This window comes from Pseudoalteromonas shioyasakiensis, assembly GCF_001550135.1.
GTDB classification, from domain to species: domain Bacteria; phylum Pseudomonadota; class Gammaproteobacteria; order Enterobacterales; family Alteromonadaceae; genus Pseudoalteromonas; species Pseudoalteromonas shioyasakiensis.
This window is the reverse complement of the sequence record NZ_LRUE01000006.1, coordinates 1-25,640: the sequence shown is the minus strand read 5'-3', so window position 1 is coordinate 25,640 and position 25,640 is coordinate 1. Positions and strand designations below refer to the sequence as shown.

Genomic DNA, 25,640 nt, shown 5'->3' with positions numbered 1-25,640 from the left:
TGTGGAAAACTTCTTATTTATGATGATCCTATATGATCAGTTAAAAGGATCCTTTATAATTACGGCCTCTGCAGCGTTTTAATGATTGACTTTTGTTGTCTTCATCTATAATATCTCGCGCTCGCAATGGCACCTGTGCCAGGATCGCGACCTGCATAGGATGTTTTAACCTTAACCGATCGGATGGAATTGTTATGAAAAGAACTTTTCAACCTAGCGTTTTAAAACGCAAACGTACACACGGTTTCCGTGCTCGTATGGCAACAGCAAATGGCCGTAAAGTATTAGCTCGTCGTCGTGCTAAAGGCCGTAAAGTTCTTTCTGCTTAATATATAAGTGGAAGACTTTAGCTTCAGCAGGGAGTTACGTCTGTTAACTCCCTCGCATTACTCTCGAATCTTTAATGAACCAGCACGCGCTGCGACTCCTTTCTTTACCCTATTAGCTAAACGCAATGACCAAACTAATCCTCGATTAGGTCTTACGGTCGCAAAAAAACGCGTTAAAAAAGCCTGTCAACGTAATCGAATTAAACGACTTGCTCGCGAAAGTTTCCGTTTAAATCAACATAAACTCGATAACATTGATATTGTGCTTATGGTTAAAAGTGGTATTGATGAACAGTCCAACGAAGAGCTAACAAAGCAACTAAATAAATTGTGGCGAAAAATTAACGAACGCTGCAAGCCTGGTGCACCTAAACCACCACCATTTAAAAAACGCCCGAATAAATCAGCTAAATCTAATAAACAAGCCTGATAGCAATAGAATTACAGGCTTAATTAAGGTATCTTTAGCTCACCTTTTAATCATGCATTTAAAATTCTACGATGGGAATTTAAATTCATGGTATCCATTGACTAAATTAACGCAGGGGCAGACACATCATGAGGTTACTTAAACCACTTGTTGCTATTCCAAAGCGCTGTTTAGTCATGCTAATACGCGGCTATCAAAAATGGATAAGCCCACTATTAGGCCCGCATTGTCGTTTTAATCCAACCTGCTCTAGTTACGCTATTCAAGCAATTAATTTGCATGGAAGTGTAAAAGGCAGTTGGTTAGCTGTTAAACGCATATTAAAATGCCACCCTTTACATGCTGGTGGGGATGATCCCGTACCGGCAAAAAATCATATTAACCACCAACACGAGAAATAAGAGCTGTTATGGAATCGCAACGCACGTTTTTATTAATCGGCTTGATGCTTGTGTCGTTTTTATTATTTCAAGAATGGAATAACGACTACAACGCACCAAAGGCTGATCCAAGTGCCACAACACAAACACTAGGCGCAACAACACCAGAATCTGATGACTTTATTCCTGCATCATCTGACGGTGAAGTTCCAGCTGTAACGACAGCAAAGCGCTCAGTTATCGATGTAACAACTGATGTATTCACTGTTAAAATTGACACCCGTGGTGGTGACATCATTGAAACAGACTTACTTCAGTACGAAGAAGAAAAAGGCAGTAACACACCTTACATGCTATTAGGTGAGTTCGATGGTAAGCAATACTTCTCGCAAAGTGGCTTAATTGGTTTAAATGGTCCTGACGCAACTGTTGCTGGTCGCCCTGTTTATAAAACCACACAAAAAGCATTCACTTTAACGGGTGATGAGCTACGTGTAACACTTGAGTTTACTGACAGTAAAGGTGTGACGTTTACTAAAACTTATATCTTCAGAAAAGGCGACTACGCTGTAGATTTAGAGTACACAGTAAACAACGTAACAGCTGATCCAATTCAAGTTCAGTTATACACGCAAGTAAAACGCACAGTACAAGAAAAAGGTAGCTTAGTAGATCAAAACTACTTAGGCGCAGCATTTGGTACTGAAGAAGAGCCATACGAAAAGTACAGCTTCTCAGACATGGCTGATAAAAACCTTAACATCACTACAGCTGGCGGCTACATTGCATTTATCCAACACTACTTTGTAAGTGCGTGGGTACCAAAGCAAGACCAACAAAATACCCTTTACAGCAAATTAGTTGCTGGTAATGCGGCAATTATTGGTACTAAAGGTGAAGCAGTTAACGTACAAGCTGGTACGCAAGCAACACTTAGCTCAACTTATTACATGGGCCCGAAAGAGTCTGACGTACTAGAAGCAATCCACCCAGACTTAGACCTAACTGTAGACTATGGTTGGTTATGGTTTATCTCACAACCATTATTCGTACTACTTAAGTGGTTACACAGCATCCTAGGTAATTGGGGTCTAGCTATCATTGCAATCACGGTTATCGTTAAAACGGCAATGTACCCGCTTACTAAAGCACAATACACGTCAATGGCTAAGATGCGTGCCTTACAGCCTAAAATGGCTGCACTAAAAGAGAAGTATGGTGATGACCGTCAAAAATTCGGTCAAGCTATGATGGAAATGTACCGCAAAGAAAAAGTGAACCCTATGGGTGGCTGTTTCCCACTGTTACTACAAATGCCAATCTTCTTAGCGTTATTCTACGTATTCTTAGAATCAACTGAGCTACGTCATGCTGAATTCGTTTTATGGTTAAATGACTTATCAGCAATGGACCCATACTACGTATTACCTGTTTTATTTGGTTTAAGTATGTTCATCACTCAAAAGCTGCAACCTATGACGGTTACTGACCCTATGCAGCAAAAAATGATGACCTTTATGCCAGTTGTATTCTCTATTTTCTTCTTATGGTTCCCATCTGGCCTAGTACTTTACTGGTTAGTATCGAACCTTATCTCAATCGCACAGATGCTAATCATCTACCGCGGTATGGAGAAAAAAGGTATTAAGGTAAGAGGCTAAACTCTTAACCCAATAAAAAAGGCGCTAACTGCGCCTTTTTTAATGCCTGAAAAAAAACTAACCGAGAATAGGAGAATAAACTTGATTGGGCACACTGCGTTCAGTAAAGCTCAAACTTGTTGTTAGTAACGAAGCAACTACCAAACCGATTGCAACCACCCCAGATAAACCAAGCCACTTTACAGCCGTTGATTTACGCTTAACCCTAAGCCAACTCATATAGATGCCAGCAGCGCTTACAAAGCTCATCAATGCACCAAATAGCCCCCAAATAAGCTTGGTACCAATTCCTGCAAAGTTACCAAAGTGCAGCGGATCAGCGGTGTCTTTAATTCGTGGAAGCAGGTTGAGTTCTTCCCCTTTTTGTATGCCTAGAACTTCACCGGAACTTGGTTTTAAATAAACCCGGTTAGCACGAAGGCGTAGTAAAATATCATCGTTATAACCACGTACTTCAATAGGCTGTTCCGCTTTATTAGGATAACGAATATAGCGAATATCAAGGCTAGGAAATGCCTGTTGAGCAGCTGTATAAGCTGTAGCTAAACTAATTGGCGATAGATCTTTGCGAGGGCTTTGTTTCTTAAACTCACTCACGGCTGGTGGACTAGAGACATAGTGAGGTACCTTCGCAGTTTGCAGCCCATGTTCTACCAGATACCAAATCCCTGTGATGGCCATCACAGCAATAAACCATAAACTCCAAAGCCCTAACAGCTTATGCCAATCAGACCAACTACTACGTTTATCAAGGCTTAGCGCAGCAGGCTTTTTCATAAAGCCTTGCCACCAGCGCCGATACACATAAAAACTCGAGACCAATAAAATAACGAGTAAAATACTCAAACTGGTGACGATTAGTTTACCCATCCAGCCCATCGACAAGTTCATATGCCAGTTACGTAAAAACCGCGATATCCGCGCCCACTCTCCTTCACCGAGTAAGCGACCCGTTGCAGCATCTAAATAAACAAAGCGAAATGAATCACCGACTTTAAGAGCCGCTTCAATGGCAAGGTAATCTTGCTTATGACGTTGGATATAAAGTAACTGAGCTTGCGGATAATGCTTATTAAGAGTGTTTTCGAGAGCTGGGTAGTTAGTCGAAGCAGAAGAAGTTAAAGCACGGTACTTAGCGTCTGTTAAGTACTCGAGTTCATGACTTAACGTAGCGAGTGTTCCCGATACGCAGGTAACAAAAAGCAGGACTCCAACAAAGAGTCCTGCCCAAGAATGTAAGTTAAACCAACTTTTAGCGTTCACACGCCACCATTAAAAACTGTATTTAGCACTTAAATAGACACGGCGTGGCTCACCAGGAAAGTGCCCTGTTCGCTCGATAAAGCCACTGCTTGCGTATTCTTTATCAAATAGGTTCTTAACTGATAGCTGCCATTGCCAGTTATCAACGGTTGTTTGCCACGCCATGTTGTAAACAGTGTAAGGTTTAACACGTTGACCACCTAAACTAAGCTGTTCATCAACATAATCTAAGCCAGCAGAAATAGATGACGATAAGCTAGGTAGCTCATAGCGTGTCCATATACCTAGGGTATTTTGCGGCGCGTTAGCAAATTTATCGCTATCAGGAATTTGGTTACGAATGCTGTCGTTGGCTTTAGTAATACGGGTATCATTATAAGCGTAGCTTGCAGTAACTACCCAGCGCTCAGTGATGTCACCAACCACTTCAAGTTCAAAACCCTTACTTTGTACTTCACCAACGGCAACTAGGTCATCAACGCCGTCACCTGCAACATCACCTAATAAGCTAGGCTGCAGGATGTTTTCGCGGACAATATCGTACACAGCCATATTAACAGCAAGTGTGTCTGCTAATAGCTTGGTTCTTAAACCTAACTCGTTAATGCGGCTAGTCTCCGGCGAGAACGGACCGCCCTTTGCTGTTTCTTGATTACTCGCACTTTGCGGCACAAAGCCAGTGCCATGTAGCGCATAAGGGAAGAACATATTATTAATGTTATAGCTAGTACCAATACGGTAAGTTAAGTCGCTATCAGAAAACTCGGTTTGATTTAACAGATCTTTATCTTCAAAGCGGTCATACCTTAAGCCAGCTGTCACACTCCAATTAGCGGTGATATCTAGCTGATCTTGCAAGTAGGCACCAAAGCGGGTGCTATTCGTTTTGCCAAGCCTAGGTGTAATACTATCAAGGTTATAATCATCAGCAGAGGTTAAACCATACTCAGGGTTGTTAAGATCAAGTCCTGGTACTGGGCCACCTTTACTTTGTTGCGTAGCTGTACGGTAAACGCTTTCAAAATCATGTTCATACCAGTCACTACCAAACAACACTTGATGCTGCATGTCTGCAACTATAAATTCTGCAATCGCATTAGCTGTTAAGCTAAAACCTTCGTTCTCACGTACTTGATCACGAAATTCACGATGACTCCAATCAACAATACCGTCGTCATCTGTATCTACGAGGCCTCTTGGTTCATGGTAGTTTTGCACTTCTTTGTTATCAAAATAACGTGCTGTGACATCTGTGCGCCAAACATCATTAAACTCATGTTTTAAAGTTGCCTGATAGACATGGGCTTCAACATTTTGAAAGTCTGTTGCCTCGTTATGGTTCCAGCTAATGTCAGTTAGAAAATTGCCATTATCATCAGCAGGGACACCACGTAAACGTGCCCCACCCAACTCCTGCTCTATATAGGTATACTGCGTGGTTAATTCAGTTGCACTATTTATAAGCCACGTATATCCAAGATCAACAATGGTATTATCGCTGCTAGTATTTGCACGGAATGGTTTTTCAGTATCACGGTAAAGACCAACACGGTAAGCATGATTATCAAGTGATTCACTCAATGTTCCTGTGCTTTCTAATGCACCACTGAAGAAGTCATCATTACCTACTTCAACTTCAATACTGTGTTCACTGGTGAATTTAGGCTTCTTAGTTACATAGTTAATAATACCACCCGGATTACCACTACCGTATATAGCGCCAGCAGGTCCTTTTAAAACCGCAACTTGTTCAATATTAAATAATTGCGGTACAGCAAAGCCATTGAAAGGGTCGCCCTTTACGCCATCATATAAAATCTCATCTTGGCGGAAACCACGGAATGTCACGCCTGAATAACTAAAGGCATTAACACCAGCTATATTGCTATAAAGGTCGGTAATTTGGCGAGCAGCCTGATCACTGATCAGCTCCTGCGGCAAAATTTGAATTGACTGAGGAATTTTCTCTAAAGGTGTATTGGTACGAGTAGCAAAGCTAGACTCGGTTGGGCGATATAAAGAAAACGCACGGCCAACAACTTCTATTTTTTCGAGTTCTTTAGAATCATTTTGATCAGAAGTAGTCACTTCAGTTTGAGCATGGGCAACGCCCGAAAAACCAGCAGCAAGTGCAATAAAAACAGCAGAAAGACGCATAATAAAAAACGATAAGATATAGAATGCGCAACATGGTAATGAATATAATTATCATTTGCAATGGTCGTTTATTATTAATTAAAGCTAAATAAAGTATTACTTACATCAGACTTTTGCTACCTCATTACTCAAACAGCTATTCGCATGAAATTAAGCCATAGGTTACAATAGAGCCAGCATTCATTCTTTTATTGGCATTATTTCATCGCATGATTAATCAAGACACAATTGCAGCACAAGCGACCGCACCAGGACGTGGTGGGGTTGGTATTATTCGCGTCTCTGGCAGCTTAGCTAAAACAGTGGCAGAACAGATTATTGGCCGTTGTCCTAAAACACGTTACGCAGACTATGTACCATTTAAAAGCTTGAGCGGTGAACAGCTTGACCAAGGTATTGCTATTTACTTCCAAGGGCCAAATTCATTTACCGGCGAAGACGTACTAGAACTACAAGGTCACGGCGGCCCTGTCGTATTAGATATGCTATTAAAAGAAATTAGCCAAATTGACGGTGTACGTTTAGCAAAACCAGGTGAGTTCTCTGAGCGCGCATTTATGAATGATAAGCTTGATTTAACTCAAGCAGAGGCAATTGCCGATTTAATTAATGCAACCAGTGAACAGGCAGCAAAAAGCGCCCTCCAATCACTGCAAGGTGAATTCTCTAAACATATTGAAACGCTGGTGGAGAAAGTCATTCACCTACGTATGTATGTTGAAGCCGCTATTGATTTTCCAGATGAAGAAATCGACTTTTTATCAGACGGTAAAGTATCAACAGATCTCAATGCCATTATTGATCAGTTAGAGAATGTAACTCAGCAAGCTAAACAAGGTAGCATCATGCGTGAAGGTATGCGTGTTGTTATTGCGGGTCGCCCTAACGCAGGTAAATCAAGCCTACTTAATGCGTTAGCTGGCCGTGATGCAGCCATCGTTACCGAAATAGCTGGTACAACACGTGACGTATTACGCGAACATATCCACATTGATGGTATGCCACTACATATTATTGATACCGCAGGCCTGCGTGAAAGCCCAGATAAAGTAGAGCAAATTGGTATTGAACGCGCATGGGATGAAATTAACCAAGCCGATCGCGTACTATTTATGTTAGACGGCACAGACACAGCAGCCACTGATCCTCATGATATTTGGCCAGAGTTTATGGCCAAATTACCAGAGGGTATGGGTGTTACTGTGATCCGAAATAAAGCCGATATTTCCGGTGAAAATGTCGGTATGGATGAACATGAACAATATCCGGTGATCCGTTTAAGCGCTAAAAATGCAGAGGGTATAGAGTTAGTTCGTACTCACTTAAAGGCATGTATAGGTTTCCAAGGCGCCACTGAAGGTGGATTTATGGCACGCCGTCGTCACTTAGACGCACTTGATCATGCAGCCTATCATTTAAACACAGGTAAAGAGCAACTAGAGATGCATATTGCTGGTGAGATCTTGGCTGAAGAGTTACGCCTAACTCAACAGTTCTTAAATGAGATAACAGGTGAATTTACCTCTGATGACCTACTAGGGAAAATCTTTAGTTCGTTCTGTATCGGTAAATAAGTTCCGGTCATCAATATTATAAAAAAGAGTCTTGCGACTCTTTTTTGTTTTTAGTCCAGTAAGCAATTATCGGTTCAGGGCCGAAACCAGCCAGTAATTAACCTCATATCAATTAGTCTAGCGATGTCATTAAACGGAGGACATCATGGACAAATATCAACTCTTTCACCAATTACACCACCAGCATGGGGGCTTTGTACTTGCTAATGCGTGGGATCTTAGTTCAGCACAATTCATCCAAGCTGCGGGAGCTAAAGCAGTAGCAACAACCAGCTGGGGTATTGCGGCAAGTTTAGGGTTAGCTGATGGTGAAAACATTTCTTTTAAAACTCAATTAGCACTAGCTAAAAGCTTAACCGAACACCTTCATATTCCACTCTCTGTGGATTTAGAGTCAGGCTACAGTAATGATCCGCTGCAAATTAGCGAAAACGTTTTGGCGTTAGCAAGATTAGGAGTTGTAGGCATCAACATAGAGGACTCAGATAAAGACACTAATGCACTGAGATCTATCGAACAACAATGCACTATTATTAGTGAGATAAAAAAAGCACTTAACGAAAATGGCTTCGGTGGTTTATTTATAAACGCCAGAACCGATACCTACTTTGTTAGTGACTCCCCTTTTCAAGCAACATTAGAGCGTGCGAAAGCGTATCAAGATGCAGGTGCAGACGGTCTGTTTGTGCCCGGCTTAACTAACATAGAGCACATAACCAGCTTAGCTAACACAATAGATATGCCATTAAATGTGATGGCAATGAGCAATTTTAACTCAGCAAAAGCCGCTTTCGCTGGTGGTGCAAAACGGTTTTCATTGGGTAATTCACTCTATGATCTAGTCGGTAATACGATAAAAACCAGTTTAACTCAGATCGAAAACTAACTTAGCGAGCTAAAAATTAGATCAAAACAGCTTTTAAGATCGAATTTAGCTAAAAATGTTATCCACATTTGGGGCTTTTTTAGATCTAAAGGCTGATTTGATCATAAAAAAACGCGGAAATTTGAATTTATTTTCATACAACAGCCCTTTTTGATAACTAATTTTCTTAAAAACAGCCTTTATTAGCGCTTATTTAAGTTTTTTCCGATCTATTTTATTGATCGCAAATTGCAAACCGATCGTTATCAACAAGCGATCTATCCACAAAACGATCATACTCACTATTTTTATCAGATCTGAAAAATTAAGCGCTTACACATAATTAAAGATCAACAACTTAGCAAAGTTATACAGTTTCCAATATTTAGCTTGATCAGAACTTTCCCCAAATTTATTAACAGCTTGATCAAAGGGTTTAATTTATGAATAAATATAAAAAACTATTAAAAACAGTAGATTATAAAAAACAATGAATTAAAGCTGTCATTTTAAGCAGAAAAACTTATTCAGATCGTAATTCAACGCTTTACTCACACCCTAACTTAGTTATCATGTGGCCACTTATTTCTATACATGATCAATCACATGCAATCAGTAAATATCATCGTTGGCAGCCAAATGGGATCTGCAGAATACGTGGCAGAGCAACTAGCAGAAGCCCTTGAACAACAAGGGATCCAAGTGCAGCTTCATGAACAGCCTGTATTTGATGATATTGATCAGCAAGATACTATTTGGTTGTTATGTACTTCTACATACGGCGCGGGAGACTACCCAGAGAACCTACTGCCATTTGTTGAGTCTATTAACCAACAGGCTGATCTTAAAGGATTAAACTACAGTGTGATCGGATTAGGTGACACTAGTTACGACACCTATAACTATGCAGGCCGTAATCTAGATGAGTTATTAGCTAATAAAGGCGCAAACCGCGTGGCAGAACGCTTAGAGCTAAATATTCTTGATGAAGCATTGCCAGAAGACACGGCATTAGCCTGGTTACCAAGCTGGATCGAATCAGCAGGGCTCAATTAAGCCGATCGGTGTTGATCGTTGTTATAAAAGTTACCCACAATTTACTGATAATTTAGATCGGATTGTGGATAAACACTGATCTAACTGCGATTTTAACCTAGTTTATCCCTTGGATAAGATCCAATCGATATTGCCCTGTGTATAAACAGCCCTTTTGATCAAAGCTTTTACGCGGGAAGATCCGATCATATTAACACCTTTAGATCTGCGTTAAGATCATGTTTTAAATAGTAAAGCGAACATTATCAACAGATCTAGCCGTTACTAGTAGTAAGAGTAATAAAAGATCTCTTTAAAAGATCCTTTATATTATTAGAGATCACCCACTTAGATCTTGAGCACTGTTTAATCATTTATCTTCTCTAAATTTCTAGGTAGAATACGCTCCCTTTACAAAGTTTTGCTGGTCGATTAAGTAGGATCCCATAAATGATTTTTCACGAACGTTTTGATGTTATTGTTGTAGGTGGTGGACATGCAGGTACTGAAGCTGCATTAGCATCTGCTCGCATGGGCATGAATACCCTATTGCTAACTCATAATATGGATACCCTTGGTCAAATGTCTTGTAATCCGGCAATTGGCGGTATTGGTAAAGGCCATTTAGTTAAAGAGATCGATGCACTTGGTGGTGCAATGGCTCAGGCTATTGATAAAGGCGGTATTCAATTTCGTACTTTAAACTCATCTAAAGGCCCTGCAGTACGTGCTACACGTGCTCAAGCTGACCGTGCTTTGTATAAAGCAGCTATTCAACACACTTTACAACATCAAGAAAACTTAAAGATCTTCCAACAATCATGTGACGATCTAATCGTTGAAGGTGATCGAGTAATCGGTGTTGTAACGCAAATGGGTCTACGTTTTAGTGCGCCTTCTGTGGTTCTTACCGTAGGTACTTTCTTAGGTGGTCAGATCCATATAGGTTTAGAGAACTTCAAAGGCGGTCGTGCAGGTGATCCACCTTCAATTGCACTTGCAGAGCGTTTACGTGAATTACCTTTCCGTGTTGATCGTTTAAAAACAGGCACGCCTCCTCGTATTGATGCGCGAACTGTTGATTTTAGCAAGATGCAAGAACAGCCTGGTGATACCCCTACGCCTGTATTCTCATTTATGGGTAAACAATCGGATCACCCACAGCAGATCCCGTGTTACATCACTTATACAAATGAAAAAACACATGATGTGATCCGCAATAACTTACATCGCTCACCTATGTATTCAGGTGTAATTGAAGGTATTGGTCCACGTTACTGCCCTTCAATCGAAGATAAGATCGTACGTTTTGTTGATAAAGACAAACATCAAATCTTTGTTGAGCCTGAAGGTTTAACATCATACGAATTATATCCAAATGGTATTTCAACGAGCTTACCGTTTGATGTACAGCTTGAAATTGTGCAATCAATCACTGGTTTTGAAAATGCACATATTTGTCGTCCTGGTTATGCTATTGAGTATGACTTCTTTGATCCGCGCGACTTAAAGCAATCATTAGAAACTAAGTTTATTAATGGTTTATTCTTCGCAGGCCAAATCAATGGTACAACCGGTTACGAAGAAGCCGGCGCGCAAGGTTTAATTGCGGGTATGAACGCCGCATTACAAGTACAAGGTAAAGAGTCTTGGACACCTCGTCGTGATGAAGCATACACAGGTGTACTCATTGACGACCTAGCAACATTAGGTACTAAAGAACCGTACCGTATGTTTACTAGCCGTGCTGAATACCGTTTATTACTTCGTGAAGATAATGCCGACATTCGTTTAACTGAGAAAGGCCGTGAACTTGGCTTAGTTGACGATGCTCGTTGGGCTGCCTTTAACGAAAAAATGGAAATCATCGAAAAAGAAACGCAACGTTTAAAAGAAACATGGATCCACAAAGATCACGTTGCTGTTGATCAAGTAAATGCATTATTAAAAACACCACTGACTCGTGAAGCGAGCCTTGAAGATCTGATCCGCCGTCCTGAAATTCGTTATAACGACTTAATGGCGATCGATGGTTTAGGTTCTGAGTTTGATAACCAAGCTGCACTTGAGCAAGTTGAGATCCATACTAAGTACGCAGGCTATATTGCTCGTCAGCAAGATGAGATCAATAAGCAGCTACGTCATGAACAAACTGTATTACCAAAAGACTTTGATTATTCAACTGTTTCTGGTTTATCAAATGAGGTTATCGCAAAGCTTACTGATAGTCGTCCAGATACAATTGGCCAAGCGTCACGTATTTCAGGTATCACCCCTGCTGCTATTTCGCTATTATTAGTCTATCTGAAAAAGCAAGGCTTACTGCGCAAGACTGCGTAGTTGGTGAGGAATACAGTGTTACAACAACAATTAACTTCGCTGTTAGCGCAAACTGATATTGCGCTAACAGAAAAACAGCAACAACAACTTGTGCAATATGTTGAATTATTAGACAAGTGGAACAAAGCGTATAACTTAACCTCTGTTCGTTTACCTGAAGAAATGATGGTTAAACATATTATGGATAGCTTAGTTGTTGCACCACACCTTAAAGGCAAACATTACATTGATGTAGGTACGGGTCCTGGTTTACCGGGTATCGTATTAGCCATCGCTTTACCTGATACACAATTTGTATTGTTAGATAGTTTAGGTAAACGCGTGCGCTTTTTGATGCAGGTAAAACATGCACTTGGTCTTGAAAATGTAACCCCAGTGCAGTCTAGAGTTGAAGAATATCAACCAAGTGTTAAATTAGATGGTGTATTAAGTCGTGCATTCGCCTCTTTACAAGATATGGTTGACTGGTGTGCGCACTTGATTGATCATTCAGGTAAATTTATCGCCTTAAAAGGCGTATTTCCGAGCGAAGAACTAGACTCATTACCTAAAGGTATTAAGTTTGATGAAAAAATCAGCTTGGAAGTACCTGAGTTAGATGCGCAAAGACATCTAATCATTCTATCTAAAGACTAGGGATCAGAGCACTGTGGCAAAAGTCATCGCATTAGCAAACCAAAAAGGTGGTGTTGGTAAAACAACCACCGCTGTGAATCTCGCGGCATCGATGGCCGCGACGAAGCGTAAAGTGTTATTAATCGATCTTGATCCGCAAGGAAACGCTACCATGGGTAGTGGTGTCGATAAATACGGTGATGTTGCGACTATTTACGATTTATTGATTGAAGAAACACCAATCGATGAAGTGATCAATAAAGAAACCTCAGGTGAGTATCACTTAATTGCTGCTAATGGCGATGTGACTGCCGCTGAAGTTAAACTAATGGAATTGTTTGCTCGTGAAGTGCGTTTACGTAATGCGCTTGAACAAATTCAAGACCAATACGATTTCATTTTTATCGACTGCCCGCCTTCACTTAACATGCTTACTGTTAATGCAATGGCTGCCGCAGATTCGATTTTAGTTCCGATGCAATGTGAGTATTATGCCCTTGAAGGTTTAACGGCATTAATGGATACCATTACGCAGCTATCTAAGCTAGTAAACCCAGCGTTAACAATTGAAGGGATTTTGCGCACCATGTATGATCCGCGCAATCGCCTTGCAAATGATGTATCAGAACAACTCAAACAACATTTTGGCGATAAAGTATATCGTACCGTTATCCCACGTAATGTCCGTTTAGCAGAAGCGCCGAGTTTTGGTGCCCCTGCCATGTATTATGATCGTGCATCAAGTGGTGCTAAAGCTTACTTAGCCCTAGCCGGCGAAATGTTACGTAGAAAAGAGAAAACATCTTCAGCAGTAGCCTAACTTCGAGGTAAAAAAATAACATGTCTGCTAAAAAACGCGGTTTAGGCCGAGGACTCGACGCTTTATTAAGTTCATCAAAACCTGCCCCAAGTGCAAATAATCAGCAACAAGCGACAGCAACACCAGAGCAAGTCTCTGAAGTTGTTGCAGAGCAAAGCAAAGGTGAGCTGCAAAAATTAGCGATTGAGTTTTTACAATCGGGTAAATATCAACCGCGTAAAGACATGTCTGAAGAAGCGCTAGAAGAGTTAGCCAGCTCAATTCGTGCTCAAGGCATCATTCAGCCAATTGTTGTGCGCCAAATTGGTGCAGACAAATATGAAATTATTGCTGGTGAACGTCGTTGGCGTGCTGCTCAACTTGCAAAATTAGATGCTGTTCCATGTATCATCAAAGATGTACCAGATGAAGCAGCCGTTGCAATCGCATTGATTGAAAATATCCAACGTGAAGACCTAAACGCGATGGAAGAAGCGATTGCATTGAATCGTTTACTTAACGAATTTGAACTCACTCATCAACAAGTCGCCGAAGCTGTTGGTAAATCGCGTACGACTGTGACTAATTTACTACGTCTAAATAATCTTAACGAAGATGTTAAAATCTTGTTAGAGCATGGCGACATCGAAATGGGTCATGCACGTTGTTTATTGGCACTTGAAGGCGAAGCGCAGTCAGATGCTGCTAGATTAGCGGTTGCTAAAGCGTTGACTGTTCGTGAAACTGAGAAATTAGTTCGCTCTATCTTAGAACCAGCCCCGAAAAAAGAAGTGCAAGAAAAAGATCCGGATGTCAAACAGTTAGAACAAAAACTTGCTGAAAATTTAGGCGCCAAAGTAGAAATAAACTACAATAAAAAAGGCAAAGGCAAACTGGTTATCTCTTATACAACTCTTGATGAGTTGGATGGCATTTTAAGCCGTATAAATTAAGACTATTCCCGTCATTAATTAATAACATGTCCAAAAAGAGACATTTGTGGTGTTTTTGCACTACAAAGGGTCGACTCAAGTTGCAAAACTGGTAGGAATCAGTATAATTTCGCCAGTTTTCATACCCTGACAATTTAACGTTCTAAAGGTTAACAAAACGTGACTAATAGGTTAGCAAGGCCGTATAGGCTTGCCGCATTTAAATTAATTTGTCTTCAGGGTATCGTAGCATTAATCGCTGCAGTAATTGTTTTTATAGGTTGGGGAGTCAATGCCGGCCAGTCAGCGCTTGCTGGCGGAGCTGTTGCACTACTCCCTAATTTTGTATTTGCTGTCTATGCATTCCGTTATATGGGTGCAAGTCGAGTAAATCAAGTGTATGCCTCGCTAAAGCGCGGCAACGGATTAAAATTTATGCTAACAATCGTTTTGTTTGCACTGATACTGAAGTCTTACACGGTCGTTTTATTACCGTTTTTCTGTGTTTATGTATTGGTGTTATTTAGCGGATTGTTTGCGCCCGTTTTTTTTAATCATTAACTTTTGGGATATAACATGGCTGCAGAAGAAGTAACTCTATCAAGCCATATTCAGCACCACTTAACTAACGCTAAGATGTGCTCGACCGACGCTGGTCTTGCCTTCAACAAAGCGTGTGCAGACAGTGGTTTCTGGACATGGAATATAGATACCCTCGCATGGTCAATCGGTCTAGGTCTTGTATTTTTATGGATCTTCCGTAGTGCCGCTAAGAAAGCAAATACCGGTGTACCTGGTAAATTTCAGTGCTTCATTGAAATGATCGTTGAGTTCGTTGGCGACAACGTACGTGACACATACCACGGTAAAAGCGCATTAATCGCTCCATTAGCTCTAACGATTTTCGTTTGGGTGTTCTTAATGAACTTAATGGACTTGATTCCGGTTGATTTCCTACCTGCATTCGCTGGCTTCGTTGGCGAGCAAGCATTTGGTATGGATTCTCACGATGTTTACATGAAGATTGTACCTACAACAGACATCAACATGACTGCTGCACTTGCTATTGGTGTATTCATTCTGATGATCGGTTACGCAATCAAAATCAAAGGGATTGGCGGATTCTTAGCTGAATTAACGCTTCACCCGTTTAGCTCTAATAACAAGCTAGCAATGGTGTTCTTAATCCCATGTAACTTATTACTAGAAACAATCGCTTTAGTTGCTAAGCCGTTCTCGTTAGCACTGCGTTTATTCGGTAACTTATATGCTGGTGAGTTGATTTTCATCTTGATCGGCGCAGTTGGTTTAATGCAACTACCGTTGCACTTTATTTGGGCTGTATTCCACATCTTAGTAATCGTACTGCAAGCATTCGTATTCATGATGCTTACAATCGTATACCTAAGCATGGCAAGCTCAGATAATCACTAATTTTTTACACTTTTAAAATTTAATTTTAATTTACAATTGAAACTTTGGAGAAAAAAATGGAACTAGTATTAGGTCTTAAGTATATCGCTGTTGCTCTACTTATCGGCTTCGGTGCAATCGGTACTGCAATCGGCTTCGGTAACATGGGTGGTAAATTCCTAGAAGCTTGTGCTCGTCAACCTGAACTTGCACCTTCATTACAAGTTAAGATGTTCATCCTTGCTGGTCTAATCGATGCCGTAGCTATGATCGGTGTTGGTATCGCAATGGTATTGTTGTTCGTACTTTAATATTATTTTTTGAACAGCTTACTATTTTAAGGAGGAGCGGTCGTGAACTTAACAGCCACTCTTATCGGTGAATTAATTGCATTTACGGTTTTCGTACTTTTCTGTATGAAATACGTATGGCCACCACTAAATGGTGCAATTGAAGCTCGCCAGAAGAAAATCGAAGATGGTTTAGCTGCCTCTGATAGAGCCGAAAAAGACTTAGAACTTGCGCAAAAGAAAGCTGCTGAGCAGCTTAAAGAGGCAAAAGCTCAAGCGGCTGATATCATTGAACAAGCTAAAAAGCGTGCCACGCTAATCGTTGACGAAGAAACTGTTCGTGGTCAACAAGAGCGTGAAAAAATTATTGCTCAAGGGCACTCTGAAATCGAAGCAGAGCGTAACCGTGTAACAGAAGAACTACGTAAACAAGTAGCGACGCTGGCAGTGGTTGGTGCTGAGAAGATTTTAGAGCGCGAAATCAATCAAGCCGCACACAGTGACATCGTTGAAAAACTTGTCGCTGAGCTGTAATTAGGAGGGTATGAGCATGTCTGAATTGGCTACTATCGCTCGCCCATACGCTAAAGCGGCTTTTGAACTTGCCGTTGAAAAAGGCACTGTTGAAAGTTGGAACGACATGTTGTTCTTTGCTGGCCACGTTGCCAGCAACGAGCAAGCCGCTGCCGCGCTAGCTGGATTGCCTACTGCTACTGAACAAGCAGATCTGTTTATCAAGATCTGTGCAGAGCAGCTCAACGAACAAGGTCAGAACCTAATCAAGGTGATGGCTGAAAATGGACGTTTAGTTGCACTGCCTGCTGTTGCTGAGTTATTCGCTGAATTTAAAGCGGACTACGACAAAGAAATCGACGTTGACGTGATTTCTGCAACACCGCTTGCTGCTGAGCAGCAAGCAACATTGGTAGCGGCACTTGAAAAACGTTTCGCACGCAAAGTTAAGCTGAATTGTAGTGAAGATACTACAGTTGTTGGCGGTCTTATCATTAAGGCGGGTGACACTGTAATCGACGGCTCAGTACGTGGCAAATTAGCCCGCTTAGCTACATCACTACAATCGTAATTGGGAAAAAGAGCATGCAACTTAATTCCACTGAAATTTCAGATCTGATCAAACAACGTATTGAGCAGTTCGAAGTTGTAAGTGAAGCTCGTAACGAAGGTACTATCGTATCTGTTACTGACGGTATCATCCGCATCCACGGTCTTGCTGACTGTATGCAAGGTGAGATGATCGAGCTTCCTGGCAACCGTTATGCTATCGCACTAAACCTTGAGCGTGACTCAGTAGGTGCTGTAGTAATGGGTCCTTACGCTGACCTTAAAGAAGGCGTAAAAGTTAAATCAACTGGTCGTATCCTAGAGGTTCCTGTTGGTCGTGGTCTACTTGGTCGTGTTGTTAACACACTAGGTGCACCTATCGACGGTAAAGGCGCTTTAGATAACGACGGTTTTGAACCTGTTGAGAAAATCGCACCAGGCGTTATCGAACGTCAATCAGTAGATGAGCCAGTACAAACTGGTTATAAATCTATCGATGCGATGATCCCAGTAGGTCGTGGTCAACGTGAGCTTGTGATCGGTGACCGCCAAACTGGTAAAACTGCATTAGCAATCGATGCTATCATCAACCAAAAAGGTACAGGCGTTAAGTGTGTGTACGTTGCAGTTGGTCAAAAAGCATCTACTATCGCTAACGTAGTACGTAAATTAGAAGAGCACGGTGCATTAGAAAACACGATTGTTGTTGTTGCATCTGCTTCTGAATCTGCGGCACTTCAGTACCTAGCACCATTCTCTGGTTGTACTATGGGTGAATACTTCCGTGACCGTGGTGAAGACGCGCTAATCGTATATGATGATTTATCTAAGCAAGCTGTTGCTTACCGTCAAATCTCATTACTACTTAAGCGTCCACCAGGCCGTGAAGCATACCCTGGTGACGTATTCTACCTTCACTCACGTCTTCTAGAGCGTGCATCACGTGTAAACGCTGATTACGTTGAGAAGTTCACTAATGGTGAAGTGAAAGGTAAAACAGGTTCATTGACGGCATTGCCAATCATTGAAACTCAAGGCGGCGACGTTTCTGCGTTCGTACCGACAAACGTTATCTCTATCACCGATGGTCAGATCTTCTTAGAAACTGACTTATTCAACTCAGGTATCCGTCCAGCTGTTAACGCTGGTATCTCGGTATCTCGTGTTGGTGGTGCAGCGCAAACTAAAATCGTTAAGAAACTAGGTGGTGGTATCCGTCTAGCGTTAGCTCAGTACCGTGAATTAGCTGCGTTCTCGCAGTTCGCGTCTGACCTTGACGATGCAACACGTGCTCAATTAGAGCATGGTGAGCGCGTAACAGAGCTAATGAAGCAGAAACAGTACGCACCAATGTCTGTTGCTGAAATGTCTCTGTCGCTATTTGCTGCTGAAAAAGGCTACCTAAAAGACATCGAAATCGCGAAAATCATGGATTTCGAAGCTGGCCTAATTTCTTATGCAAACAGCACATACGCAGAGCTAATGGCTCAAATCAATGAAACTGGTAACTACAACGCTGAGATTGAAGCTCAACTTAAAGAACTTCTAGAGAAGTTCAAGTCGACGCAAACTTGGTAATTTAGTTATGAATGGTGAGCTTTAGGCAACTAAAGCCCACCTGATTCGGAGAGAGAGTCATGGCCAGCGGAAAAGAGATTAAAAGCAAGATCGGGAGTATCAAGAATACTCAAAAGATCACCAGCGCAATGGAAATGGTTGCTGCGTCTAAAATGAAAAAAGCGCAGGAACGTGTGGCGTCAAGCCGTCCATACGCTGAAAACTTACGCCAAGTGATTGGTCGTGTTGCTCAAGCAAATCTTGATTTTACTCACCCTTTCTTAGAAGAGCGTGAAGTAAAACGAGTTGGTTATATTGTTATCTCTACTGACCGTGGTCTATGTGGTGGCTTGAACTCAAACGAGTTCAAAAAAGTTGCCCTAGATGTTAAAGCGTGGAAAGAAAAAGGCGTTGAAGCTGAATTTACTACTTTAGGTAGCAAAGCAGCTGGCTTTTTCCAACGTTTTGGCGGTAAGTTAGTCGCTAAAAAAGCGAACTTAGGAGATACACCTTCACTACAAGACGTTATTGGTCCTGTAAAGACAATGCTAGATGCATACTCTGAAGGTAAAATTGACCGCTTATACGTAGTATTTAACAAGTTCGTTAATACTATGAAGCAAGAGCCAACAATCGATCAGTTACTCCCTTTGCCAAAAGCTGAAGAAGAAGTATCTCAACATTCTTGGGATTACTTATATGAGCCAAACCCAGAAGCGATTTTAGAAGCTCTGTTAGTACGCTTTATTGAGTCTCAAGTATACCAAGGTGTAGTTGAGAACGCTGCCTCTGAACAGGCTGCCCGTATGGTTGCAATGAAAGCTGCAACTGATAACGCTGGCGACCTTATGGATGAGTTACAGCTTGTTTATAACAAGGCTCGTCAAGCTGCAATCACACAAGAAATTAGTGAGATTGTTGGCGGTTCGGCAGCAGTTTAACGCTTCGGCAAAGTTTAATGAGAGGAATAGACATGAGTTTAGGTAAGGTCGTCCAAATTATCGGCGCCGTTGTGGATATCGAATTTCCACAAGACAACGTGCCAGCCGTATATGACGCACTAAAAGTAACAGATGGCGACTTAGCTGGTTTAACTTTAGAAGTTCAACAACAGCTAGGTGGCGGTGTGGTACGTGGTATCGCACTTGGTACTACTGACGGTTTACGTCGTGGTACTGCAGTAGAAGGTACAGGTCAGCCAATCCACGTTCCAGTAGGTACGAAGACACTAGGTCGTATCATGGACGTATTAGGTAACCCTATTGATGAAGCTGGTCCAATTGGTGAAGAAGAGCGTATGTCTATTCACCGTGCAGCACCTTCTTATGAAGAACAATCAAGTTCAGTAGAACTTTTAGAGACTGGTATCAAGGTAATCGACCTTGTATGTCCATTCGCTAAAGGTGGTAAAGTTGGTCTATTCGGTGGTGCCGGTGTTGGTAAAACCGTAAACATGATGGAACTTATCCGTAACATCGCAATCGAGCACAGCGGTTACTCAGTATTCGCAGGTGTTGGTGAGCGTACTCGTGAGGGTAATGACTTCTACCATGAGATGAACGACTCAAACGTACTAGATAAAGTATCTCTAGTATACGGTCAAATGAATGAGCCACCGGGTAACCGTTTACGCGTAGCGTTAACTGGTCTTACTATGGCTGAGAAGTTCCGTGACGAAGGTCGTGACGTACTTTTCTTCGTTGATAACATCTACCGTTATACTCTAGCGGGTACAGAGGTATCAGCACTTCTAGGTCGTATGCCTTCAGCAGTAGGTTACCAACCAACTCTTGCTGAAGAAATGGGTGTACTTCAAGAGCGTATCGCATCTACTAAGACGGGTTCAATCACTTCAATCCAAGCGGTATACGTACCTGCGGATGACTTAACTGACCCATCTCCAGCAACAACGTTTGCTCACTTAGATGCAACAGTAGTACTTTCTCGTGATATCGCTTCACTTGGTATCTACCCTGCGGTAGACCCACTTGATTCATCTTCACGTCAACTTGACCCACTAGTAATCGGTCAAGAGCACTACGATACTGCGCGTGGCGTTCAAACAGTTCTTCAACGTTATAAAGAACTTAAAGACATCATCGCAATCCTAGGTATGGACGAGCTTTCTGACGAAGATAAGCAAGTTGTATCTCGTGCACGTAAAATCCAGCGTTTCCTATCTCAGCCGTTCTTCGTTGCTGAAGTATTCACAGGCGCGCCTGGTAAATACGTGTCACTTAAAGACACAATTGCTGGCTTCAAAGGTATCTTAAACGGTGAGTTTGATGATATGCCAGAGCAAGCGTTCTACATGGTTGGCTCTATTGAAGAAGCTCAAGAAAAAGCCAAAAGCATGTAATTAGGAGGGTAGTATGGCGGCTATGACTGTACATCTTGACGTAGTAAGCGCAGAAGAGAGCTTGTTCTCTGGTCTGGTTGAATCGATTCAAGTGAGTGGTAGTGAAGGTGACCTTGGTGTTAACTATGGTCACGCTCCATTATTAACTGCCCTAAAACCTGGTATGGTACGTTTAGTTAAGCAATTTGGTCACGAAGACGTGATGTATATTGCTGGCGGCACGCTAGAAGTTCAACCTGATCGCATCACGATTCTTGCAGATACTGCAGTACGTGGTGAAGACCTAGACGAGCAAGCGGCTGAAAAAGCTAAACGTGATGCTGAAGAGCAAATGGCGAATACGTCAACTGCTGAGTTAGATTATCAACAAGCTGCAGTACAGCTTGCTGAAGCAATCGCTCAACTTCGCGTAATTCAACAATTACGTAAAAAGTAAGCCTACTCGGTTTTCGAAAAGCCCACTTAACGTGGGCTTTTTTGTGTCTAAAATTCACTGTTTTATACCCTATTCTGATCATTGTACTTATAACCTGCACTTTTCCCCGCTACAATGTGTTAATTGATAATGAGCTAAGCTTTTATACAAGGTTCTTTCCTTCAAGCTAGGATTGAGTATTTGCACATGATGTGACTTGCGCAACTTTGCATGTTTATAGCTAAATTCATTACGTCCCACTAAAACAAAGAAAGAAGGATATTGTTTTAATGTCTCTGACTACCGTTATTCTCGCTGCGGGTAAAGGCACCCGTATGCGCTCTGCTCTACCTAAGGTATTACACAAAGTTGCTGGCAAACCTATGGTTCAGCACGTTATTGATAATGCCACTGCCCTTGGCGCTCGTGAAACAAATCTTGTTTACGGTCATGGCCGTGAGCAGCTTCAAGAAGCCCTATCGCACAACCAAGTAAACTGGGTATTACAAGAAGAACAACTCGGTACAGGTCATGCTGTCGCTGTTGCTAAAGAACACATTGCCGATGATGACACCGTATTAATTCTCTATGGTGATGTGCCACTAACAAAACGCGCAACCTTAGAAAAGCTTCTTGCTGCGACTCCAGAAAAAGGCTTAGCAGTATTAACGGTTACCTTAGATGACCCATCAGGTTATGGCCGAATGATCCGTGAAAATGGCAAGCTAGTAGGTATTATCGAACAAAAAGATGCTTCACCTGAGCAACTTGCGATTAAAGAAATCAATACCGGTATTATGGCTGCTAATGGTGCGCTACTTAAACGCTGGTTAGGTAACCTATCTAATAATAACGCCCAAGGTGAATATTACTTAACAGATATTGTGGCGATGGCACACAGTGAAGGTGTTGAAATTACTTCTGCACAGCCTGAGCATCCGATGGAAGTTGAAGGTGCTAATAATCGCGTACAACTTTCAGCGCTTGAACGTGCATATCAAGCATGGCAAGCAGAAGAGCTAATGCTAAACGGCGCAACACTTGCTGATCCTGCTCGTATTGATGTACGTGGTGAAGTAACGACTGGCGAAGACGTACTGATCGACGTTAATGTTATTTTCGAAGGTAAAGTAACGCTTGGTAATAACGTACAAATTGGCCCAAATTGCGTACTTAAAGATTGTACTATCGGCGATAACGTTGTTATTAAAGCTAACTCACTAGTTGAAGAAGCCAGTGTTGCTGCTAAATGTACTTTAGGTCCTTATGCCCGCCTTCGCCCTGGTGCGATTATGGAAGAAGACTCACACATTGGTAACTTCGTTGAGATGAAAAAGACTCGCTTAGGCAAAGGCTCAAAAGCAAACCACCTAACCTACTTAGGCGACACTGAAGTTGGCGAAAAAGTTAATATTGGCGCAGGTACTATTACTTGTAACTATGATGGCGTAAATAAATCAAAAACCATTATTGGAGATAACGCCTTTATCGGTTCTAACTCATCACTGGTGGCCCCTGTTAATATTGGCTCAATGGCAACGATTGGCGCAGGCTCTGTTATCACTAATACTGTTGAAGATGAGCAGCTTGCAGTCGCTCGTGGTAAACAACGTAACCTTACTGGTTGGAAGCGCCCAACTAAAAAGTAATGAGCTACCCTACTAATTTATAAATAAAAAGCGAGTTTATACTCGCTTTTTTTATGACTAAATTTTGTTCTCATAAAAGTGCCATATAGTTGTAATGCCTGCGTGTTGTAATTGCCTCAATACAACTCCAAGGAAAAATAATAATGTTAAAAAGATCAATTATTGCGCTATCACTTTTAACCATTCTTTCTGGCTGCTCATTAGACGGTGACGACGGCAAAGACGGCCTACAAGGTGAACAAGGTCCTGCAGGTCAAAATGGTACTAATGGAACTGATGGGGTAAATGGCACCGATGGTGCAAACGGAACTGACGGAGCAAACGGTACAGATGCAAACGCTGCTTTAACTATAAATCTTATCGGCCGTGCAGTGCTGAACGCAGAAAGCCCTGAAGGTGCTGCGGAAATTGTTGCTTACCAAGCATCTAAACAACGAATATTTGCTATCAATAGTTCCGGTGATTCTGCGGTCGTTAATATCATGAAAGCCGATAGCTTTGATCGTGAAGTTTTAGTTAAAGATAACGAAGGGGTAATAAACGGCACTAATTTAAGCTCAGAGATTACCCTTGCACTTAATGAGCACAGTGTGGGCGATGCAAACAGTATCGCTATTGATGCTAATAATGAACTTTTAGCAGTCGCTATGGCTGCAAGTAATACCGGTGATGCCGGTTTAATCGCATTTTATGATATTAGTGGCGACGAGCCTCAGTTTATTAAAAATGTTACTGTAGGCGCCCTGCCCGACATGGTTACTTTTAGCCATGATGGCAATAAAGTATTGGTTGCAAATGAAGGCGAACCCAATGGTGATTACAGTATTGACCCTGAAGGCTCTATCAGCATTATTAATATTAATGATGGTGTAATTGCAGATACTGCTATTAGCCTTACTTTTTCAGCTTATAACGACAAACAAGCAGAGCTTGAAGAACTTGGGATTGTATTTGCTAACCCGACAGGTCGAACAATCAACGGTAACTTGATTAATACAACCGTAGCTATGGATTTAGAACCTGAATACATCAGCGTTTCGAAAGACAATAAGTTTGCCTACGTGTCACTACAAGAAAATAACGCCCTTGCTATCGTCAATCTTGAAGATAATAGCCTAGAGCTTAAAGGCTTAGGATTTAAGGATTGGTCTAATTTACTTTTTGATGCATCAGATAAAGACGGTGGCGTTAACTTTAAATCGTACCCTGGTCTCTATGGCATGTATCAACCAGATACTATTTCAAGCTTTACCTGGAAAGGTGCTAACTTTATTGTCACAGCGAACGAAGGTGATGCACGAGAATACTTCTTTGATACAACCGACGAAGCTGATTGTTTAGCAAAAGGTGGTCTAGATTACGATGAAGATGATGGTTGTTTATCATATATAGATGAAACCAGAGCTAAAGACTTAACACTGGCAAGCAATTTTGATTACCTGAACAATGACAACAGTGATATTGGCCGTTTAAAAGTGACCACTGTTAAAGGTGATGAAGATAATAATGGCGAATATGAATCACTCTATGCATATGGTGCCCGATCTTTTACCATTTGGGATAGTAACGGCATGGTGGTTTTTGACTCGGGCGATCAAATCTCACGTATTACTGCATCAGTTCACGGAGCAGCATTCAATAATAACGAAGATGAAAATGACGGTGATAGTCGCTCTGATGACAAAGGTGCAGAACCAGAAGCGTTAGCACTGGGTACGATTGGCGAACGTACATTTGCATTTATCGGGTTAGAGCGTATGGGTGGCATTATGGTGTTTGATATTACTAATCCATACAATGTGACATTCCAGGATTACTTTTTTAATCGTGGCCTAGAAGCTGATGCAGATATAACAGGTGATCTTGCTCCTGAAGGTATGGCATTTATACCTGCAGAACAAAGTGCAACGAATGAAGCATTGCTAGTTGTTGGTAATGAAATTTCGGGTTCAATCGCTGTTTGGGAAATTTCTACTAACTAATCCGCCTTATAAAAATAAAAAGCGACATAGCTAATTTAAAGTATGTCGCTTTTTCTATGCCATTTTATTCTCACAAAAATGACTGCTTTTTGAGCTAAAACCCCTCTGCAGCCCTTTATTTGTATGGTTATTGTACTAATTTGAAAATAATCAAAAAAACCTTCAAAAAGTGCTTGCGTTAATTCTTCGCATCCCTATAATGCGCATCCACTGACACGGCGGGCAGCAATGAAAAGCGCTGAACAAGGTGACAGAGAGTTAAGTAAAACTTCGGTTTAAAACGGTCTAAAAAGAAAGTTTAAAATTAAGTGTTGACTCGAAAAATTAAGGATGTATTATACGCATCCCTAGCGACAACGTCGCAACGTTCTTTAACAATATAAAGCAATCATCTGTGTGGGCACTCGTGCAGATTGAGTTCTAACAGCGAAGCTTAGTTTACTAAGTAACGCAAACAAATTTAGAGTCTCAATTGAACTGAGTGACCAACGGAAACAAGTTTACTTGTTTCAGCACAGTCAATTCGATATCGA

24 protein-coding genes are annotated in these 25,640 nt (G+C 41.5%); 22 read left to right on the top strand and 2 right to left on the bottom strand.

Features of this window, described 5'->3' with window-relative positions; translation table 11 throughout:
• Positions 1-194 precede the first annotated feature (194 nt).
• From rpmH to yidC, 4 genes are all read left to right on the top strand, one after another.
• Positions 195-329 carry a 50S ribosomal protein L34 gene (rpmH, locus tag PASHI_RS03450; RefSeq protein WP_008488847.1) on the top strand — a complete coding sequence of 45 codons (135 nt, stop codon included), beginning with the start codon at positions 195-197 and terminating at the stop codon, positions 327-329.
• A gap of 7 nt (positions 330-336) precedes the next feature.
• A complete protein-coding gene (rnpA, locus tag PASHI_RS03445) occupies positions 337-759 on the top strand; it encodes a ribonuclease P protein component (RefSeq protein WP_058583673.1) in 423 nt (140 codons plus the stop codon).
• A 128-nt stretch (positions 760-887) separates the two neighbouring features.
• Positions 888-1,160 carry a membrane protein insertion efficiency factor YidD gene (gene yidD / locus PASHI_RS03440; RefSeq protein ID WP_054563758.1) on the top strand — a complete coding sequence of 91 codons (273 nt, stop codon included), beginning with the start codon at positions 888-890 and terminating at the stop codon, positions 1,158-1,160.
• Between the two features lie 8 nt (positions 1,161-1,168).
• Entirely contained in the window at positions 1,169-2,800 is a 1,632-nt protein-coding gene (yidC, locus tag PASHI_RS03435) for a membrane protein insertase YidC (protein WP_062564600.1), read from the top strand.
• Between the two features lie 57 nt (positions 2,801-2,857).
• Here yidC and PASHI_RS03430 read toward each other — a convergent pair whose 3' ends face one another.
• On the bottom strand, positions 2,858-4,063 hold the full coding sequence (locus tag PASHI_RS03430; protein ID WP_062564599.1) for a PepSY-associated TM helix domain-containing protein: 1,206 nt from the start codon (positions 4,061-4,063) through the stop codon (positions 2,858-2,860).
• Positions 4,064-4,072: 9 nt separating this feature from the next.
• Positions 4,073-6,220 carry a TonB-dependent siderophore receptor gene (locus tag PASHI_RS03425; protein ID WP_062564598.1) on the bottom strand — a complete coding sequence of 716 codons (2,148 nt, stop codon included), beginning with the start codon at positions 6,218-6,220 and terminating at the stop codon, positions 4,073-4,075.
• Positions 6,221-6,429: 209 nt separating this feature from the next.
• Between PASHI_RS03425 and mnmE the strand changes: the two genes are divergently transcribed.
• The 18 genes from mnmE (at position 6,430) to PASHI_RS03335 (ending at position 25,107) form a co-directional block, all read left to right on the top strand.
• Positions 6,430-7,794, top strand: coding sequence for a tRNA uridine-5-carboxymethylaminomethyl(34) synthesis GTPase MnmE (gene mnmE / locus PASHI_RS03420; protein WP_062564597.1), 1,365 nt, complete (start codon positions 6,430-6,432; stop codon positions 7,792-7,794).
• Positions 7,795-7,939: 145 nt separating this feature from the next.
• Positions 7,940-8,680, top strand: a complete 741-nt coding sequence (locus PASHI_RS03415; protein WP_062564596.1) for an isocitrate lyase/PEP mutase family protein — start codon at positions 7,940-7,942, stop codon at positions 8,678-8,680.
• A 585-nt stretch (positions 8,681-9,265) separates the two neighbouring features.
• Entirely contained in the window at positions 9,266-9,715 is a 450-nt protein-coding gene (gene mioC, locus PASHI_RS03410; RefSeq protein WP_054554800.1) for an FMN-binding protein MioC, read from the top strand.
• A 429-nt stretch (positions 9,716-10,144) separates the two neighbouring features.
• Positions 10,145-12,034, top strand: a complete 1,890-nt coding sequence (gene mnmG / locus PASHI_RS03405; RefSeq protein ID WP_062564595.1) for a tRNA uridine-5-carboxymethylaminomethyl(34) synthesis enzyme MnmG — start codon at positions 10,145-10,147, stop codon at positions 12,032-12,034.
• Between the two features lie 15 nt (positions 12,035-12,049).
• Positions 12,050-12,670: a 16S rRNA (guanine(527)-N(7))-methyltransferase RsmG gene (gene rsmG / locus PASHI_RS03400; RefSeq protein WP_054554802.1), complete on the top strand. Its 621-nt coding sequence runs from the start codon at positions 12,050-12,052 to the stop codon at positions 12,668-12,670.
• 13 nt (positions 12,671-12,683) lie between these two features.
• The gene (locus tag PASHI_RS03395; protein ID WP_054554803.1) at positions 12,684-13,469 is read left to right on the top strand and encodes a ParA family protein; all 786 of its coding nucleotides are present in this window, start codon (positions 12,684-12,686) and stop codon (positions 13,467-13,469) included.
• Between the two features lie 20 nt (positions 13,470-13,489).
• Positions 13,490-14,401 carry a ParB/RepB/Spo0J family partition protein gene (locus tag PASHI_RS03390; RefSeq protein ID WP_054554804.1) on the top strand — a complete coding sequence of 304 codons (912 nt, stop codon included), beginning with the start codon at positions 13,490-13,492 and terminating at the stop codon, positions 14,399-14,401.
• Between the two features lie 159 nt (positions 14,402-14,560).
• Positions 14,561-14,941 carry an ATP synthase subunit I gene (locus PASHI_RS03385; protein ID WP_054554805.1) on the top strand — a complete coding sequence of 127 codons (381 nt, stop codon included), beginning with the start codon at positions 14,561-14,563 and terminating at the stop codon, positions 14,939-14,941.
• Between the two features lie 15 nt (positions 14,942-14,956).
• Positions 14,957-15,814 carry a F0F1 ATP synthase subunit A gene (atpB, locus tag PASHI_RS03380; protein ID WP_054554806.1) on the top strand — a complete coding sequence of 286 codons (858 nt, stop codon included), beginning with the start codon at positions 14,957-14,959 and terminating at the stop codon, positions 15,812-15,814.
• A 56-nt stretch (positions 15,815-15,870) separates the two neighbouring features.
• Positions 15,871-16,104, top strand: coding sequence for a F0F1 ATP synthase subunit C (gene atpE, locus PASHI_RS03375; RefSeq protein ID WP_004335261.1), 234 nt, complete (start codon positions 15,871-15,873; stop codon positions 16,102-16,104).
• Between the two features lie 42 nt (positions 16,105-16,146).
• Complete coding sequence (atpF, locus tag PASHI_RS03370) at positions 16,147-16,617, top strand: F0F1 ATP synthase subunit B (RefSeq protein ID WP_054554807.1); 471 nt, start codon at positions 16,147-16,149, stop codon at positions 16,615-16,617.
• A gap of 16 nt (positions 16,618-16,633) precedes the next feature.
• The gene (atpH, locus tag PASHI_RS03365) at positions 16,634-17,167 is read left to right on the top strand and encodes a F0F1 ATP synthase subunit delta (protein ID WP_054554808.1); all 534 of its coding nucleotides are present in this window, start codon (positions 16,634-16,636) and stop codon (positions 17,165-17,167) included.
• A gap of 14 nt (positions 17,168-17,181) precedes the next feature.
• Positions 17,182-18,723 (top strand): F0F1 ATP synthase subunit alpha, encoded by a 1,542-nt coding sequence (gene atpA, locus PASHI_RS03360; RefSeq protein WP_054554809.1) that lies wholly within the window; start codon positions 17,182-17,184, stop codon positions 18,721-18,723.
• A gap of 59 nt (positions 18,724-18,782) precedes the next feature.
• Positions 18,783-19,643, top strand: a complete 861-nt coding sequence (atpG, locus tag PASHI_RS03355) for a F0F1 ATP synthase subunit gamma (protein ID WP_054554810.1) — start codon at positions 18,783-18,785, stop codon at positions 19,641-19,643.
• Between the two features lie 32 nt (positions 19,644-19,675).
• Entirely contained in the window at positions 19,676-21,061 is a 1,386-nt protein-coding gene (atpD, locus tag PASHI_RS03350; protein WP_054554811.1) for a F0F1 ATP synthase subunit beta, read from the top strand.
• A 13-nt stretch (positions 21,062-21,074) separates the two neighbouring features.
• A complete protein-coding gene (locus PASHI_RS03345; protein ID WP_054554812.1) occupies positions 21,075-21,497 on the top strand; it encodes a F0F1 ATP synthase subunit epsilon in 423 nt (140 codons plus the stop codon).
• 269 nt (positions 21,498-21,766) lie between these two features.
• Positions 21,767-23,125, top strand: a complete 1,359-nt coding sequence (glmU, locus tag PASHI_RS03340; RefSeq protein WP_062564594.1) for a bifunctional UDP-N-acetylglucosamine diphosphorylase/glucosamine-1-phosphate N-acetyltransferase GlmU — start codon at positions 21,767-21,769, stop codon at positions 23,123-23,125.
• 143 nt (positions 23,126-23,268) lie between these two features.
• Complete coding sequence (locus PASHI_RS03335; protein WP_062564593.1) at positions 23,269-25,107, top strand: choice-of-anchor I family protein; 1,839 nt, start codon at positions 23,269-23,271, stop codon at positions 25,105-25,107.
• Positions 25,108-25,640: the final 533 nt, after the last annotated feature.

Bases quoted from the DNA above. Each gene is read 5' to 3' on its own strand.
- PASHI_RS03335 (WP_062564593.1), top strand. From the start codon at position 23,269: ATGTTAAAAAGATCAATTATTGCGCTATCACTTTTAACCATTCTTTCT.
- mnmG (WP_062564595.1), top strand. From the start codon at position 10,145: ATGATTTTTCACGAACGTTTTGATGTTATTGTTGTAGGTGGTGGACAT.
- PASHI_RS03425 (WP_062564598.1), bottom strand. From the start codon at position 6,220: ATGCGTCTTTCTGCTGTTTTTATTGCACTTGCTGCTGGTTTTTCGGGC.
- rpmH (WP_008488847.1), top strand. From the start codon at position 195: ATGAAAAGAACTTTTCAACCTAGCGTTTTAAAACGCAAACGTACACAC.
- atpB (WP_054554806.1), top strand. From the start codon at position 14,957: ATGGCTGCAGAAGAAGTAACTCTATCAAGCCATATTCAGCACCACTTA.
- yidD (WP_054563758.1), top strand. From the start codon at position 888: ATGAGGTTACTTAAACCACTTGTTGCTATTCCAAAGCGCTGTTTAGTC.
- atpE (WP_004335261.1), top strand. From the start codon at position 15,871: ATGGAACTAGTATTAGGTCTTAAGTATATCGCTGTTGCTCTACTTATC.
- atpA (WP_054554809.1), top strand. From the start codon at position 17,182: ATGCAACTTAATTCCACTGAAATTTCAGATCTGATCAAACAACGTATT.
- PASHI_RS03345 (WP_054554812.1), top strand. From the start codon at position 21,075: ATGGCGGCTATGACTGTACATCTTGACGTAGTAAGCGCAGAAGAGAGC.
- mnmE (WP_062564597.1), top strand. From the start codon at position 6,430: ATGATTAATCAAGACACAATTGCAGCACAAGCGACCGCACCAGGACGT.
- atpD (WP_054554811.1), top strand. From the start codon at position 19,676: ATGAGTTTAGGTAAGGTCGTCCAAATTATCGGCGCCGTTGTGGATATC.
- PASHI_RS03415 (WP_062564596.1), top strand. From the start codon at position 7,940: ATGGACAAATATCAACTCTTTCACCAATTACACCACCAGCATGGGGGC.
- mioC (WP_054554800.1), top strand. From the start codon at position 9,266: ATGCAATCAGTAAATATCATCGTTGGCAGCCAAATGGGATCTGCAGAA.
- PASHI_RS03390 (WP_054554804.1), top strand. From the start codon at position 13,490: ATGTCTGCTAAAAAACGCGGTTTAGGCCGAGGACTCGACGCTTTATTA.
- glmU (WP_062564594.1), top strand. From the start codon at position 21,767: ATGTCTCTGACTACCGTTATTCTCGCTGCGGGTAAAGGCACCCGTATG.
- yidC (WP_062564600.1), top strand. From the start codon at position 1,169: ATGGAATCGCAACGCACGTTTTTATTAATCGGCTTGATGCTTGTGTCG.
- atpH (WP_054554808.1), top strand. From the start codon at position 16,634: ATGTCTGAATTGGCTACTATCGCTCGCCCATACGCTAAAGCGGCTTTT.
- atpG (WP_054554810.1), top strand. From the start codon at position 18,783: ATGGCCAGCGGAAAAGAGATTAAAAGCAAGATCGGGAGTATCAAGAAT.